General features: G+C 44.3%; 8 protein-coding genes and 2 pseudogenes. 1 reads left to right on the forward strand and 9 read right to left on the reverse strand.

Annotated features, from left to right (window positions below; translation table 11 throughout):
- The first annotated feature begins 456 nt into the window (after positions 1-456).
- Positions 457-1,098, forward strand: a complete 642-nt coding sequence (locus tag ABUA47_RS15585; protein ID WP_005834825.1) for an HU family DNA-binding protein — start codon at positions 457-459, stop codon at positions 1,096-1,098.
- A gap of 321 nt (positions 1,099-1,419) precedes the next feature.
- On the opposite strand, the gene ABUA47_RS15590 is transcribed toward ABUA47_RS15585, so the two are convergent.
- The 9 genes and pseudogenes from ABUA47_RS15590 to ABUA47_RS15630 all read right to left on the reverse strand — a co-directional run.
- Positions 1,420-2,142 (reverse strand): hypothetical protein, encoded by a 723-nt coding sequence (locus ABUA47_RS15590; RefSeq protein WP_005825006.1) that lies wholly within the window; start codon positions 2,140-2,142, stop codon positions 1,420-1,422.
- Between the two features lie 70 nt (positions 2,143-2,212).
- Positions 2,213-3,070 (reverse strand): hypothetical protein, encoded by an 858-nt coding sequence (locus ABUA47_RS15595; protein WP_005834823.1) that lies wholly within the window; start codon positions 3,068-3,070, stop codon positions 2,213-2,215.
- A 26-nt stretch (positions 3,071-3,096) separates the two neighbouring features.
- Positions 3,097-4,866 (reverse strand): RagB/SusD family nutrient uptake outer membrane protein, encoded by a 1,770-nt coding sequence (locus ABUA47_RS15600; protein ID WP_349824431.1) that lies wholly within the window; start codon positions 4,864-4,866, stop codon positions 3,097-3,099.
- A gap of 12 nt (positions 4,867-4,878) precedes the next feature.
- Positions 4,879-8,127: a TonB-dependent receptor gene (locus ABUA47_RS15605; RefSeq protein WP_349829763.1), complete on the reverse strand. Its 3,249-nt coding sequence runs from the start codon at positions 8,125-8,127 to the stop codon at positions 4,879-4,881.
- Positions 8,128-8,531: 404 nt separating this feature from the next.
- Entirely contained in the window at positions 8,532-10,229 is a 1,698-nt protein-coding gene (locus ABUA47_RS15610; RefSeq protein ID WP_005837862.1) for a glycosyl hydrolase, read from the reverse strand.
- A gap of 67 nt (positions 10,230-10,296) precedes the next feature.
- Positions 10,297-12,282: a hypothetical protein gene (locus ABUA47_RS15615; protein WP_035449716.1), complete on the reverse strand. Its 1,986-nt coding sequence runs from the start codon at positions 12,280-12,282 to the stop codon at positions 10,297-10,299.
- Between the two features lie 21 nt (positions 12,283-12,303).
- The gene (locus ABUA47_RS15620; protein ID WP_005834814.1) at positions 12,304-13,605 is read right to left on the reverse strand and encodes a glycan-binding surface protein; all 1,302 of its coding nucleotides are present in this window, start codon (positions 13,603-13,605) and stop codon (positions 12,304-12,306) included.
- A gap of 16 nt (positions 13,606-13,621) precedes the next feature.
- Positions 13,622-15,324 (reverse strand): annotated as a pseudogene (locus ABUA47_RS15625) (RagB/SusD family nutrient uptake outer membrane protein).
- Between the two features lie 20 nt (positions 15,325-15,344).
- A pseudogene (locus tag ABUA47_RS15630) lies at positions 15,345-17,705 on the reverse strand (SusC/RagA family TonB-linked outer membrane protein); the annotation flags it as partial.
- Between the last annotated feature and the right edge of the window lie 73 nt (positions 17,706-17,778).

Genomic DNA, 17,778 nt, shown 5'->3' on the forward strand with positions numbered 1-17,778 from the left:
CTTTTTGTGCGTGTTTCAGCCTTTCGGAAAAGGCTATCAGTTGTCCCGCTTCCTTCAAGAGCCGGTGTTGCTGCAAAGTCATCAGTTTTTTCTTCATAAATATTTTTTATTAAAATGATTATTGGGAGGTTTCGAGGAAGGGAATCATCCTTTCTTTCCTCTCGCCTCTTCGCCAAAGTTACTGCCTGCCGAGGGCGTTTTGCAAACCATTCTCCGCTTATTCTTCAAAAATCATTCCTGCCGACAAACATACTTATTTATGCTTCGGAACCCTTTATTTTCAGTACCTTTGCACGGTTCTTTATAAGTGAACGCCCCGGGTCGTCCAATCGACTGACTTAGGTCGTTCAATCGAACGACCCGGGTTATTCGTTCGGCCGACCGGAGTCGTTCACTTACAGGAAGACACTTCCGAGGGAAGAAACAAGTATGTTGAACGCACTAAAACCTATTGATATGGCAATACTATATGACTGGTACGAGAATCCGGGCACTAATGAGGAAGCCCCTGAAGAGAGAGGCCTCCATCCCCGCCCGTTGCTCAACGGGAAAGTAACCATGCGGCAGCTCTACAACCGCGTGCATGCCCGCAGCTCGCTCACGGTGGGCGACGTGATGAACGCGATAGACTGCCTGGCGCAAATTTGCGGCGAAGAACTGCGCGACGGCCACGAGGTGCACATCGAAGGGCTGGGCTACTTCGCCCCCACCCTGGAAGCCACACAGAAAGTGACCCGCAGCACCCCGAACAAGCACCTGAAACTCCGGCTGAAAAGCATCAGCTTCCGTCCCGACGTCAGGCTGAAACAAGCGATGACGGGAGTCAATGCCATCCGCAGTAAATACACCCGCCACTCCCTGAAGCTTTCGGAAGTGGAGATAGACATGAAGCTGAAAGAATACTTTGCCGACCACGACGTGCTGATTCGCAGTGACTTCCAAGCGCTCTGCGGCATGGCGCGCACCACCGCGAACGTCCACCTGAAACGGTTGCAGCAAGAGGGCAAGCTGAAGAATGTGGGGAAGCCCACGCAACCCATCTACCGGGCCATGCCGGGATACTACGGCGTGTCGCGCGATGCAAAGGCGGGGCGATGAGGGTGGAAAGCGGTTTCACCGGGAAAGCCAATGAACAGGAGGATGGGAGAAGGAGGTGAAGGAGATGCAGGGATAAAAAGAAACATTCTGCGCCCTGAAATCAGGGGTAATACAAAAAGGAATGTGAATTGCATCCGGAAAGGCAATAGAGAATGAATGCGAAAAGGCGAATCTCACGACTCGCCTTTTCCTGATTTAACCATTAAACAATTGTACTATTCGGTTAATGCATTTACAATTATCCGATGTTACGGGCGACTAATAAAGTCGGGGGGGTAACGACAACTGCTTTGAGTTGAATAATTCATTTATAGATTATTCTTAAAGTGCCTTTTTAGAAAACACAATGGAGAAGAATGACGCAGGAACTGTGAAAGTCCTACCAGCAGAAAGCGGTTGTCTAACATTTCCATACTCCAAATAAATATAATTTCCATTGGTAGCACTCAAAGATTTTATAGTGTATGTGCCTGGCTTAATGTAAAAGTAATGAGCACCGCCTATATGTCCGGTATAATTAAAGATACCATATTCTTTTTTGTCAGAATCAACCAACACCCCACCGCCGTTTGTCTCTATTCCATACACTTTCATTATATTGTAACCTACTTTGGAAGGAGGAACATTATCATCAGTACCCGATGCTTGAACAATACTTGGAGTAGAGATTGTTCCTATATAATTTAAAGAAATATAGCCACCTCCTGTCACTTCGAAAATTGTACCAACCGTAAGTGCGCCCCAATTAGATTGTGCTGTACAATCCTCTAAAGCGACCACGCGGTAAACGCCATAAGCCAAGAAATAACAATATGGAGCAGCATTTGGGGTAGTAGTTCTCAAAACATACTGTTGACCACTTTCGTCACAAACAGTTATGCTTACGGCTACCGAAGCGTCAGCACCTCCTATCGGAAGTACAACCCGAGCATATCCGGTTGGTGTGGGAGGTACATTACTATCCATTGTATACGGTCCCAAAACATCCGCTTTAACAAAAAGAGCACAGAAGAACAGTAATATCAAAAAGAAAGTTCGTTTCATTGTTGCATTTTTTTAATTAGTAATAAAAGTATACGAGTGGTCGTTACCCACCCGTACCTTTCAATATTAACTATTTTTTCTTGAAGTTCCAGAACCATGCCGTACCCCAAGCGCCAGCACCGGGTTCAGGAGCACAAAGACGAAGTTCATCTTCTGTAATCTTCAAAATATGATACTCATACTGACGTGCATTTCCTTGATTCGGCTGTATACCTAACAATGGAATAGTACCAGAGAACTCCATAGTACCTACATCCCAACCGGATTGCACCACATCTTCTGACACCTTGACAGAACCACTTTCACCACGACTTGTCTGAACACCAGTCAAACTAAGTGAGAACCAACCATTTAATCCATCATCAGGCAATCCTTTTCCTACAGCTTGTTCATCAATTTGCCCTCTACCGTTTCCGACATCTCCCACAGCATCACAAATCCACCAACCGGGGCCGGTATTGCCGAGATAACCTCCATTACCCCAACAACCGTCTGCAGCTTCTGTATTCCAGACCCAAGTGGTTGTTCCATAACCACCGTCCGGAGTTGTGCCGAATACATCAGCATAAATAGCGGGAAGATCTGTATACTCCGTTACTGCTATTGATTTGGAAGCCGATTTTGTTATGGAGCCGTCCGAATTAATGGTTGTTACATATACTTGCAATTCTTTATTAGGAGGAGCTACTTGAACCGACGGAGCCGTACCTTCTGCCAACTTGATATCAGACGTAGCATCATAAACCTTCACATAACGTGACGGAGTAGGAACAATCTGAATGTTGTTGTTTCCCTGGTTCTTGGCCACAAGTTCAAAAGTAAGATTTTCCGGTGTGACATTGGGATCCGGACTGATTTCATCCACTATCGGATCGCAAGCCACCAGCAGCATTGCAAACAAAGGTATTGCGAATAATATCTTTTTCATATCTTTTTTCATTTTAAATTCATATTCTATTCTTGCCAACCATTATACTCAGCACTTGCATCCGTATAACCCTCATTTTGTTCTACCTTTCCTTCATTCAGGAGGACTTGGTTTTCGGGAATCTTCTGGAAACCTGCCGTAGCCTTATAACGTGCGGCATAACCACCGTTCTGCGCCACATTACGGCTTTCAGCCCCATTTGTATAAACCTTTGCTCCCGTCTGTCTTTCAAGGGCATCGGCAGCAATATGCCAACGGCGAATATCGTTCCAGCGAGTACCTTCAAAACATAATTCCCAACGGCGTTCATTCTGCAATGCAGCCAACGAATATGTACCAATAGGTTCAAGTCCGGCACGACTACGCACTCTGTTTATACCGGAAACATCTTCCTTCAATTCAGACTGCATCAACAATACATCCGCAAAACGAATCAAAACCAAATCATGAATAGAACCGGTTTGCATCAGATTATCATTAATCCAGCCGTCGGCACCATACATTATCTTCTCAAATACCGGCTCAATCGTTTTATTTCCAGCCGCATCCGTACTATAAGCCATGATAGAACCTATTTTCATCTGATAATAATCCGTTTCTTGGATAAAGCCGTCACCACCACCTTTATTATAACTCGGCATATCCTCCGTCTTGAATACGGAGGCCGGACGACGGGCATCATCTTGTTCTGCCACACTCCAATCATTATAAAAATTGGGAGCTACAGGACCGGCACCCCATCCTTGTCCGAAGGGGAAAGAATTGGCCTGATCATTGCCACGTACACCAAAATGCAGAGCATAACCGTTACCATAACCGATAGTAGTGCTCCAAGATGCAAGTTTATTATATTTAATGGCAAACATGGATTCGGGATTTACCGCTGCATCATCTTCTACCCACTTCAATCCCTGACCGGCAGTAAACGGAAAATCTTCTACCGTACATTTATTGGTATATGCCCACAAATTACGAAACTCAAGAACAAGCCTATAACCAGAATTATTCACACAATCATCAATATACCCAACCACATCCTGCTTGGTCAAAGTTGTCCCATCAGGCAAATCAACTGAAGTCAACGGACTATAGTTCGTACTAACCAAATCGTTCAGAGTTTCACCATTGCCATACATACCAGTATAATACAACCAAGCACGTCCTAACATAGCTTCAGCCGTATATTTATCAACATGCCCATCCGACTTGCGAACAGCCGGCATATTTGCAGCCGCATCGCGAAGATCCTGCAGAATCTGCCCCCAGATAACAGCGGCAGTCGGAGGAGTAGTATCTTCGGGCAACAAAGCAGTAATCACCAAAGGTACGCGCCCATACATGGAAGCCAACTCGTAGTAATAAAAAGCACGAAGGAACTTGGCTTCGCCCTCAGCCTGCGCTCTTACTTCCGGATCCATTTCAATACCAGCAAGAGCCTCCAACAACGTATTGGCACGGTTGATTCCTTGATAGCGAGCCACCCAGTAGTCCTGCGTAGCATTTGTACCCGTATTACAAATAAGGTCCAAAGATTGCATCAACTTATCATTGGGACCACCACCACCCAACATATCATCGCAAGCCAGCAGAGAATTATACAAGAAAGACTGCTGTGGAAAAGCATTGACATTATTCAGGTTCTGATATATGGCAGCTAAAGCCTGATTGGCATCTTCAGCCGTTTTAGGAAAATTGGTCGTATCTTTTTCCGTCAGACTCATCGAGTCCAAGCTACAAGAAGCAAACATTCCTGCTATCATCAAAGCTGCACCTATTAAATATGCTATTTTTTTCATCGTGTATCAATTTTAGAATTTAACATTAACACCTACCATATAAGTACGAGGTTGAGGATAGTTACCTACATCAACACCGGTTACCCACGGTTCTTTGTCATTGAGGGCTCTACCATTCTCCGGATCCATCCCTTTATAACCGGTAAAAGTAAATAGATTCTGTGCAGCAGCATACACACGAAGTTGCTGGAACGGACAGTTCTTCCAAATTCTCTTGAAATCGTATCCTATAGTCAGATTTTGAATGCGAACATAGTCGGCATCATCAATATAAATATCTGAAATGGCCTGGAAATTCTGTCCACTATTTCCCGGCACAAGCAGCGGATATCTGTTTGAGGTTCCTTCGCCATGCCAGTAATCGTAAACTTCTGTCGTATAGTTTTCATACTGTCCATCTGAGAACTTTCGCCAAGAGCGAGCTACCTGTGCACCAAAAGCGCCATAGGTTGTTACAGAGAAATCAAATCCTTTATATTCCGCACTTAACGTAAGACCCATTGTCACGTCAGGATGAGGATTACCCAAATCAGTCTTATCGTCATCATTAATCACCCCATTTCCATCAACATCCACAAACTTCAAATCACCCGGTTTAATACTTGCACCTTGCTTAGAGTTTGCCGCATTTCCTTTACAATTCTGGTCAAGATATGCCTGCAAGTCATTCTGGTTCTGAATGACACCATCCGTCTTATAACCATAAAAATAGCCAATAGGATGTCCTTCTTCCATACGGACAAACCGACCCGTACTTTGAGCCAACAAATCATTACCGCCTTCAATAAAATGATTGGCGTTATTAACCTCCGTTACTTCATTCTTATTATAGGCCATATTGACATTCACCCCATACTTGAACTCCTTACCAATCTGATCTCTCCAGCCCATTGAAAGTTCAAGGCCAGTATTCTTTACCGTACCAGCATTTTGATATTGAGTAGCGAAACCGGAAGCCGCATTGGTACCCACTTCCACTAACAAGTCTTTCGTCTGCTTGCTATACCAGTCCATGGTAAAACTCAGACGGTTATCCAAGAAACGGGCATCAATACCGATATTGGTCTGTTCTGAAGTTTCCCATGTCAAATCGGGGTTAGCCAAACGATTCGGGTAAGCTCCGGTTGTACCTCCATTCTTATCCGAGCCAAATGTATAAAGACCATAATCGCCAAACTCGTAACCGGCACGCCAATTTGAATTAGGGATATTGTCATTACCATTCTGTCCCCAACCAGCACGGACTTTCAAGAAACCAAGCCAAGAAGCAGTATTCTTCATAAAAGCCTCGTTTGAAATAACCCAACCAGCAGAGAATGATGGGAAATATCCCCATTGATTGCCTTTCGCAAACTTAGACGAGCCATCGGCACGAATGATAGCAGAAAACATATAAGTTTCCTTAAAGTCATAATTCAAACGTCCAAAATAAGACATCTTAGAACCATAATCCGAGGGATAACCATTTACTGTAGCAGTAGCTTTACGTTCTGTATTATGCAAATAAGCATGTGTAAAGTCACCAAAAGCACTATTATAACCGGTTGCCTCTACTGATTCGCCATAAGTTGGTCTTGATTTAGAATACTCTGTACCAGCCAAAACATCAAAATGATGTAAGTCTGTAATATCAAACCGATAACTCAACGTATTAGTCAAACTCCAGTTCCAACCCAAAGACACGTTATTTATCGTTTGGTCTTTATCACGGCTATCTCCCTGATTATTAATTTGGTAAACGGGAAGATATGAACGCCATGAACTTGACCATTGTTTGTAACTAACCTGACCTTTATAAATAAGATTCTTAAGTGGTTGTACTTCCAGATATGCCGCTGTGTTCAGATTAAAATTCTTATTCTTATTATTCCCAGCCTGATTATATACCATGTGAGCCATCGGATTAGAAGCATATGCAGTATAATCAAGTATACCATTAGCACTCGTTCCAAAATTCTTCAAATCATCATACATGAAGAAATCACCATTTTCATTATATACAGGAATCAGAGGAATAGCACGCAAAGCATTAGAAAGGTCATTCGAATATTGATCACCTAACTGCACACCTTGATTCTGTTTGTGCTGATAATATATATTCTCACCAAACTTTATCACATCCACATCTCCCTTACGATATATCACATGCTCAGAATTAATGCGGAAAGTAAAACGACGATAGTCAGTCTTCACCGGACCACCGAATGCACCATCCTGATACTGATAGCCTATACCTGTCGAAAATTTGGAGAATTCAGAACCACCTGTTACATTCAACGCATGATTAGTAACCACAGCATTTTTATTCCGGAATTCTTTTACCCAATCTGTACCAGGATTGGTACCATTCTGATAAGCAGTCAGCAAATCAGCATCTACGAATTTTGACCAATCATACGGTTGGCCTCCATTATTATAGGCCACTTGATCCATTACCGCCATATATTCTTTGGCATTCAACATATCAGGCATCTTATATATATTTGCCCAACCTATGTTTCCATCATAAGATACAGAAACCTTTCCTACCTTACCCTGCTTCGTAGTAATAAGGATAACACCGTTGGCACCGCTCGAACCGTAAATTGCACAAGATGCAGCATCTTTCAACACGTCAATACGTTCAATATCGGCAGGATTCAAGGCGTTAATATCGCCACCGGCTACACCATCAATAACGTAAACTGGAGCTGTATTTCCGTTAGTACCAGCACCACGAATATTAATTTTAAACCCATCACCCGGCTGACCGGAAACGGCCTGAATATTTACACCCGGAGACTGGCTTTGTAAAGCGCCCAATGCCTGCGTAGTATTTAATTTTGCGATGTCTTCGCCTTTTACCTCAACCGTAGCACCTGTCACCAGTTTCTTCTTCTGTACACCGTAACCCACTACGACTACTTCATCCAACAATTCCGTATCTTCCTTTAGCTGAATCTTGAAACTAGTCTGGTTACCTACCACTATTTCTTGCGGCTGATAACCGATAAAAGACACAACAATCGTTGCTCCCGGCTGAACATTCAATGTGAAATTACCGTCAATGTCGGTAATGACACCATTTGTGGTTCCTTTCTCCAATACATTGGCACCGATGACCGGTCCCATTGCATCTGTTACAGTACCTGTGATTTTTTTTGCTTGCTGCACAGCATCTATTGCATCGACCGATGCGGCGAAAAGTTGCGGAGTATAAGTCAGGCTGACAGCCGAACAGATACCCACGAGCAGCGCGGTTCTTCTGAAATTTAAATTCATACTTGTATTTTTCTTAGATTAATGAATTGGTATTGCCTGGCGGCATCTACCGTTTAATATAAGGTAAACTTCTCTTTTTGAGGAAAAATTAAATATACCTTATTCTATAAAGTGGTTGGTATACATATCACTCCTTTCTCATAGGCATTTTTCATTTCATTAGCGGTTAAACATTATATGATTATTATCAAATTTTAATTAGGCTTGACAAAAGTAGACTTTTAGCAGCAAACCTTATAATACTATTTTATCAAATAACGACACTCATTTAACATCCATTACTATTTTTCCTAAAAAGTATAAAGCATGAATTCTATAACCAACAACTAAAAGCTATAAAAGACAGAAAGGGTTGCCCCGATACTAACCAGAGACAACCCTTTCTATTTTATTATTAAAAATTGCTATTCCATAGAAGGAAGCTCTTCACGGGAAACAACAAATTCCTGGCTCATAGCATCCTTCCACCATGCTTCATCAGCATGGACTACCGGGCTACCATCCTCATTTGTCCCGTCATACCACGGCATGAACCAACTCCAACGTGCACCAGATGCCCATTGTTCGGAAATAAGTCCGACCGTACCACATTCACTCAGCGAAACAATCTTGTTTCCATAATTTTCGGCAATGGAAGTATATTCTGAAACACAATCTGCAGTTTCCTTATTATAAACATCACGTCCCACGATGTCTACATATTGATCTCCCGGATACCAATCGGCATCATTGCCCTCGGTAGTCCAAACCCAGATAAGATTATCCAATCCTTCAGTCTTGAAGTAATTGAACATAGCAATCCACAGAGATTTAAAGCTGGCAGCATCCTTACCCCACCAGAACCAGCCACCGGCTGCCTCGTGGAATGGACGCCACAATACCGGAATATCCGCATCTCTCAATAGCTTCAAGTAAGCGGCAGCATTTTTCAAATCTTCGGTAAACACCTTGTTTTCCCAAGTGCCTTCCACTGTGGCATTGGTAGCATCAAACTCCGTATCTGCCTTATAAAAGGCATAATCCTTATTCGGGTCGAGAGCTGTACCGTTATTTTCAAGATAAACAGCAACTGCTGTATAATCATGTCCACCAATGATGAGACCACCTTCTTGCAGGGATTTCAAAACATCTTCGGTAATCACCAATGTATAGTCCCCGGATATGTCAAAATAATCAGTTCCTGAAGCAATCTCGCTCCAACCACTGTTTTTGAACGAACCTTGTGCACCCGCTGCCACATCCTTCACAGCCACGCGTATCACCTGACCCACTTGTGCATCAGCAAAGACAGCTTTTGCAGCATCATCCGTCATCTGTACATTTCCACTCCAATCACCCGGCATTACTGTCTCTCCTTCCCATATTTGGGTAGAAGAAGCTTCGCCTACAGCTTTCTTGGGTACATTCCAATGCCACATGGCAGCTACGATGCCACCTTTGTCAGACCAATCCTTAACAGGAGTAATGTCACCGTAATTAATCCAGTCTGCTCCAGCTACAGATGCCGGCAGATGAACATAGTCGAAACAGTTGATAGCCGGATATTTTCCAGTCCATCCATACACCTTTTCGGACATTTCCGTATTCCAGGCAACATTGGCCATCATAGCTGAAAGTGTCTTCGTCTCGAAGTTATCCAATAGATAATTGTACAGTTTCACAGCTTTGGCCGAACTAGCGGCAACCAGTGCCTTGTCCAAAGCGACAGTAGAGAACTGAACCGATACAGCCGGAGCAGGCATCTGGTTCGGTCCGGTTACTATTCCCTCGGGGATAGAGAGAGAACAAGCCGTCTCTCTCCCGGGAACATTCACTTTTACAGTCAGTATATTGCTTGCGCCAAGTACATCGGCACTTATCAGTTCACCACCGGTAAACTTGATTTCGCTCAGATTGTCTGTTGCAAAGAATATATTCTTGTCATATTTCACCTCAATAGTGATTTCTCCCGTTTTCACTTTGGCTGCTCCACTTTCAGGAGTAGTAGACACCAATACCGGTGCATCCACTGCTGGGATATCATGATCGACATCAGTATCGCAGGAGGCAAAAGTAAAAGCTGCTATCAACGAAAGCATCCATTTTATATTCAGTTTCTTCATCTTAATTATGATTTTATTTCATTCTTAATCAGGGCATCCATAGTCACATTCTTCAAGCCACAATTCATCAATTTACAATCGTTATTTTTGTAAACGTCAAATCACTGCCCTGAATAATGATACCTACATTTGTCTGGTCTTCACAATCTCCTTGTTTAGCTTGAATATTATCAAGTATCTCCTGAGTCAACGTCAACTCCATCACACGGCTCTCGAAACTCCAGCCGTAAATGTCTGTCGGTACCATAGTCGTATCAAACAAAGAGAAAGCTATGCCACTCCAATCGCCATAGTTAAACTGAGCCTGTGCCCAAGTCTGGTCTTTCTGATCGAAATAGACTTTCATGACAGTGCCTGCCGTTACCTTGGCAAAAGATACAGCCGGTACCAACACACGTCCTCCATCACCCCAACTAATATCGAGCGGACCAGCCCAAACTGTTTCTTCATTAGCAACCACAAGAACATCATAAGCAATTTCACCATTTGAAGAAATCAGTTTCAGACTATAAGTTCCATTCAGTTCAGCCGGTACATTCAACATCAATACCCCTTTAGCCGCATCATTGATATACTGGACTGAAGCCTCATTCAGCAATACATTTGTCAGTTTATCAGCATTAACAATCTCAAGTTCCACAATTCGTCCCCGAACCAATTTGTCAGGCAATGCCGGCAAATAGGCGCATACCGGTTTCTCTATTGTCAGAGACGGTGCTTCCACAAATTCACCATTGGCCATTTTCAAAAGTAAGGCCCCAGTTTCGGCAGTTGTAGGTACAGTCAAAGAAATGGCAGTAGCAGTGGCATCGGATACGGTAACCTCCACATTACCACTGAATACAACAGCCGAAACTACATCCATATTTACTCCTTTGACAGTCAAAGCCTCTCCTGCCGGGACTGTCGCCGCACTATAAGAAATGTTTTCCGGCTTTGCCGTTGCAATAGATACGGCAGTTGCTTTTCCACTATTTGTATTCAATTGCAAATCACCACTAATAGCCGCAGCCGGCATCAAGACCTTTATTTCAGTCGAGTTTTGTGATTCCAATCCTACTGCTTCTTCTACACCAGGGAACGTTACATCAGTCACCAAATCCATATTGGTACCTTTCAAGGTAATCATATCTCCACCACGCAAGTTCACAGCAGGAACAGCCACTACGTTCGAAGGCGTAGCTACTACAACAGTAGCAACCACAACTTTTACATCCGAAGCAGGAAGTACCGTAATTTCTCCGTCCGAGACATTATCCGGCAATGTAAAAGTAAGTTCATCTCCTTCGGAAGAGGCAGTCATCGTAAATTCAACTTCATCCCCATTCGGCATCTGCACTTTCTTCACCAAATCAAAGTTTTCACCAGAAACTCGAATGACATCCCCCGGCTTCTTATCTACCAGGTCGAGTGGAGCCTCTACCGATGGCAAAGTAACCTCCAGTTCCCCTTCAGAATAAATCCAATTGGGGATTTCAGCTCCATCAGACAAGATGAACTTACCGGTCTGAGCAGAATCAGGAACAATAACTTTAATCTCCTGACGGCTTTGACTGACAAACTCATCAGCAGGCACTGTTACCTCGTCAGCAAATATCACTTCTTTAATCAAATTCAAATATTCACCAGTAATGGTCAATTCACCACCAGGCTTTACTTCTGCCGGTGCAAAAGCCTCCAAAGCAATCGGCTCCGTAAATGTCAACTCGGTTTTTGTTGTAATATCCCCTTTCGGAGTCTTCAAGACAACCAACCCCGGCTGGGCTGTCTGAGGTACAGTGACACGGATTTCCGTATCACTGACTACTTCGATGTCTGTTATATCGTCGCAACCGGGAATAGCGACCGCAGTCACTTTATCCATGCCACTGCCTAGGAAACGGAGTACACCGCCGCGGGATACGGGACTCGGTCCGAATACATTCAGACTGATTCCCCCTTTATATTGGTTGGTATCTTCATCATCCCCATTGTCGCAGGCCGTAAACGTCAAGCAACTGAAGAGCATCAGGCACATCATCCACAGTGCCGGAAATTTATATGTTTTATTCATATCAGTATTCTATTTAAAAGGTTATTCAATAGGTACCACACGGATGTTGTCAATCATAATCACCGGATTGCAATCCTTACCTTCCACACCACCTGCCCAGACAAAGAATGTCAATCCGGTCAGCATAGTCTTGTCAAAAGTTCTATCACACTTATTACCTTCATGCGTCTTGTTGAACTCGGACAGATTCATGGAAACGGTTGTCCATTTACCACCCGTATCATACGAACCCGTATTCTTCCAAGGCAACCACAAACCGCGCGGCACATTCGTATCACTAAAATAAGCATTAGTTCCCGTCGCATAAGTCACCACATCATTACCCGTAAACATCACTTGTAGAGCGCAAGACTGCCACGGATTGGAAGAAGGAATATTCACCTCGAATTTCAGTTGCAAGCCATTGACGCCATACTCCTCGAGCAGTTCTGCAAACTCAGGACGTGCAGAAAGTTCGGGATAACCGGCAGACGGTTCCGGCCAATAGTTGAACGAGAACTCATCTTCTGCCCAAGTAGCTCCGATAGCACCGTCAAGTGCTCCGGTGAGACAGATATAAGCACCGTCAATACTGTTTTCATCGGCTTCTCTCAACACCTTGCTACCATCACGCCAACCGTGGGCAATAGCCATACCGCCATGAGAACCGTCCCAGTCAAAGAGAATGTTACGTGTATCATAATAGCGGAACTTGGAACGTCCGGTACCATAAATGGACTTCACGTTGATATAGCCTGCAGGAGCATTGTCCGGAAGAATAAAGCTGACCGCAGTCTTGGTTATGTTCGTAATATTAGTCACTTCCACATTACCGGCCATCGTAATGGTCAGCGGCACATTCGGGTCATCAATGAAATAGTCACCAATCAGTGTCACCTCACTACCCGGCTTTGCAAACTCACAAGAAATGGAGTTCACGGTAGGAGCCGGAACCAACACCTTGAAATCATAATCTATGGTATCCTTTGCTTTGGTCACCATATAAATCTTATCGGTCACTACCGAAGGAATCTCTTTCGGAACATCTACCATAAGTGTATGGTCAGTGATGTAACTGGTATTAAGTATCGCCTTCTGGTCATTGAAATAGAGCTCGTAAACACTCCGCAGATTCTCACCGACCAGACAAATCGTATTCGCCATATAAGCCCCCGTCAGCAAAGAGTCTGCCGCTGCCGGATCAGGGACACGAACATATTTCAAGGTAGGCTTTCCCCCTGCCACTTCATATTTATCCGGTTCATCCTCACAAGCCGCCATGGAAAAGCCTGCTACAACAACAGCTGCCGCGAAGAACCAATTCGTATATCTATTATTTTTCATCTTTTCAAGCATTAAATTAATAACTGAATTCAGAACGTACATCTACGTGTACCGGGTCTTTCATCAAATTAGGATTGAACACCACGTCTTCTGTCGGAAACGGCAATGTAAAGCTGGAAACTGTCACATTCGGCGCCTTTGCATCCGGATTGTAACGGGTCTCATCCGGATTCACCGTCCAACTGCCGTTTTCATAATAAGCCTTATAAGTAGTACCCAGACTATAATAAACATCACGGCGCTGTGCCTTCAACTCATTGATAGCACGCTGGGAATCATAATATGCCAAACGTACATAATCATACCAACGGTCGCCTTCGCAAGCCAGTTCCAGCCGGCGTTCCTTCCAGACGTCCTCCCAAGTAATGGAGGTTTTCGGAGTAACTCCCGGAATGGCACGGCCACGTACTGCATTGAAAGCATCCAGTGCACTCTGGTCTGTAGTAGAGGTAGCCAGTCCCATTTTCGCCTCGGCATATACCAGATAGATATCGGACAGGCGCAGGATATGGGTTGCCAGGCCGCTGTACATATTACCAGCCGATACGCCCAAGCCCAATACATGGTCATTATTGTTACCATAGAGATGCTTCACGTGATTGGCACCGGTAGGAGACTGGTAATCGCCATTAGGTCCTCCCTTACCATATTCGGCATCATAAATAAACCGCAGATAATCAAATCCGCCCTTGTCCTGCCAGAAATAATCGTATACATCACCTGCCGACGGGTATCCGTATCCGAACGCGTCTCAGGACTTTCCAAAGCGGAAATTCCAAATGCATCCTGCAAATCAACCGACGGACCTGCATAGCCGCCCCAGCAATCACCAAATTCATCGAATCCCACCATTGCCAAGTCCGACTGCAACGTATTCTGCTGTGTCCAGGGGTCACGTCCTGCCGACCAGTGCCAGGAGAAGAGACACTCTTCATTCTTGTTGTTTGCCAAACGGAAAACATCGGAATAGTTAGCCAGCAAGTTACGGCCGGAATTATTAATTACATCCTTGGAATATTCTGCCGCTTTCGCCAAATCATCCGCATTGCGGGTACCGGAAAGGCCACTCTTAGTTAGATACACCTTAGCCAAAAGACCTTCGGCACAATAGCGGTCAATACGTCCCGTTTCACCTCTGGCCGGAAGCAACTCCATAGCTTTCTCCAGAGTCATAATGATATATTCGTACACATCTGCTGCCTCCACTTTGAATTTGGAGTTATAATTACCGGAATTCAATTCGTCCGTATTATCATGGATAATGGGTACTGCGCCAAAACTACGTACCAAATAGAAGTAAGCCATGGCTTTCCATGCCAGACACTCGCCCATACACTGATTTTTCACTGCTTCTGACGCATTTGCCGTCTTCAAACGAGTATATACAGTATTGGCATGGCCAATCACTGCCCATAGAGAATAGGACATGTTCACAAGGTTTTCATCCGTACCATTCACCGTAAAATTCAAGTAAGGGCTGTTTCCCTCGTATACGTTTCCGGACAAGATTTCACCGACTTTAATAAAACCGCGCTGAAAGTCATACCAAGGTGAGTTATAAAGATAATTAACCCCCTGCACACATTGTTCGTCATTCTGATAGAAGTTCGATTCGTTATAATTGTCTTCGGTAGGACGGTTCAGGAAATCCTCGCATGAAACTGTTCCCATACCGAGTACAGCTGCAAACGCCCAATATTTAATATATCTGATTTTCATGTTTTCTTCAATTTAAAGTGTTAGAATGAAACATTCAAGCCGAATGAATAAACTGTAGGAGACGGATAACGTCCGTTGTCCAAACCATAGACATTGACGCTTGAAGTGCTGGCACCAATTTCAGGGTCATAGCCGTCATAACCGGTAATGGTCAGCAGGTTCTGGATATTGGCATAGATACGCAAGTTGCTCAGTCCCAGTTTATCAATCGTCTTTTTCGGGAAAGTATATCCCAAAGAGATGTTCTTCAGACGGATATAAGAACCATCTTCAATATAACGGTCACTGATACGGTCGTTGTCATTCGGGTCATTGATAGTGGCGCGTGGAATGGAAGCTCCCGGGTTTGCCACCATGACGTTAGACACATCATTATACCACATCGTTCCATCTTCGTAGACCTTGTTCGGATTGATAGGAACAAGCTGTGCACGTCCGTTTACAGCATTCAGCTGGTTAGTCCAGGGAGAGTTCATATGTGTCAGCTTCATGGAAAGGTAGTTGTACACCTTGTTGCCATAGGAACCGTTGATGAAAACAGACAAGTCGAAGTTCTTGTAACGGAAAGTATTAGTCCAGCCAAAAGTAAACTTAGGCATCGGAGAACCGATATTGGTCTTGTCATAGTCGTCGATAACGCCATCGGGCACACCGTCAGGACCACTGATATCCTTATATTTCACATCACCCACCCATACGGTATTGGTACGGTCGAATACACCGTTTGCCGGATACTTGGCAGGTTTCGGAGAAGTCTGAAGATCCTCCAGGTCCTTGTAAACACCATCACAAACAAATCCATAGAAGTTATAAAGTGATTCGCCTACACTGGATACACTGACTACATCGGTCCACTGTCCGTAACCCACAATCTGCGCATTGGCTGTACCAGCCAATCCTTTCAGTTTGTTCTTGTTGAAAGAAATCTGGAAGTCAGAATCCCATTCAAACTTACCCGTAATAGGATGTGTGTTCAGAGAGATTTCAAAACCGGTATTCTCTATGTCACCATAGTTACCTTTCGGAGCAGCCAATGCAGAAGAGGCATTACCGGAAGTACCCATATAAGAAGGCAACTGCAACGGCATCAACATATCACTGGAAGTTTTCTTGTACCACTCTACCGTCAGGTTGATACGGTCGTGCAGGAATCCCAAATCCACACCGACGTTCCATTGCTCCTGGGACTCCCATTTGATGGAAGTATTCGGTATATTGGAGGGGCGATACCCCATACCCAGACCGGAAGGCATACGACTCATGGATGTACCCCAAGCATAACCACCGATGTTGGCATTACCAGTTTGTCCCCATCCCAGACGCAACTTACCGTTACTGATGACCTTCTTCAACGGTTCAAAGAACGTTTCGTTGGAAAAGCGCCAGGAAGTAGCCAATGAATGGAAGCCTGCCCAACGGTTCTCGGGACCGAAGTTTGAAGAGCCGTCATAACGATAGGTATAAGTACCCAGATAACGGTCGGCATAGTTATAAGTCAGACGTGTAAAGAAAGATGCCATAGACGAGCTTCCAAAACCTGCATTGATAGTCGGGGTTCCCGTACCCAAGGCAGGATTGTGCACTTCATCCGAAGGCAGACCGCTATTGAACACACTCGTGAAGTCATAGCTGGACTCCCAGCACTCCTGACCCACCATGGCTGTATAATGATGCTTGTCGCCTATGTTTCCGGAATAGGTCACATAGTTCTTCAATTGCCAGAATGTACTGCTGTTTTTCTGGATATTGCTTTCATTACTGGAACGTACCCATCCACCCAAATCAACCATCGGCTTGTAGCGCTCACCTTTGCTGGAACTGATGTCATAACCCAATTCGGCATGCCATACCAGATTTTTAATCGGAGTAACCTCAAAGAAAATATTACCCGTCAGTTTCTGACGGTCCAGCAGAATGTCATCCATCATGGCAAGGGCAATCGGGTTAGGATTCGTGTAGCCTTCGCGAACAACGGTGGCATAGCTGCCATCCAGATTATAGATAGGTATATCAGGAAGAGTGGTCAACGAGTAGTTAATCAAACCTTCATCACTGTCTGCCAGTTTCAGGTCATCACCCGTTGCTGTATAGGTGGCGGTCAAACCGAGTTTCAACCACTTCTTCAGTTGGGCATCCAAGTTGGCACGGAAGCTGTAACGGTTAAAGTTTGAACCGATGATGGTACCGTCCTGATCCATATAGGAAGCTGATACGTAGTATTGTATCTTCTCTGTACCACCTTGTGCCGAAATCTGGTGCTGATGCTGCAAAGCAGTCTGGAAGATGGCGTCCTGCCAGTTTGTACCTACTCCCAGCAGAGAAGGATCGGCATAATAATTACTAGGGTCAGAGATTTCACCCATGTTTGCCAAATCATTATAACTAAAGTTTCCCACCCCTTAAAACACTAACTTTTCTCATTTTCCTTTGTCTGTCTTCCCCCATATCCATTGA

The sequence above is a fragment of the Bacteroides sp. RTP31139st1_H2_RTP31139_211217 genome (assembly GCF_040227615.1).
In the GTDB taxonomy this organism is placed as follows: Bacteria; Bacteroidota; Bacteroidia; order Bacteroidales; family Bacteroidaceae; genus Bacteroides; species Bacteroides uniformis.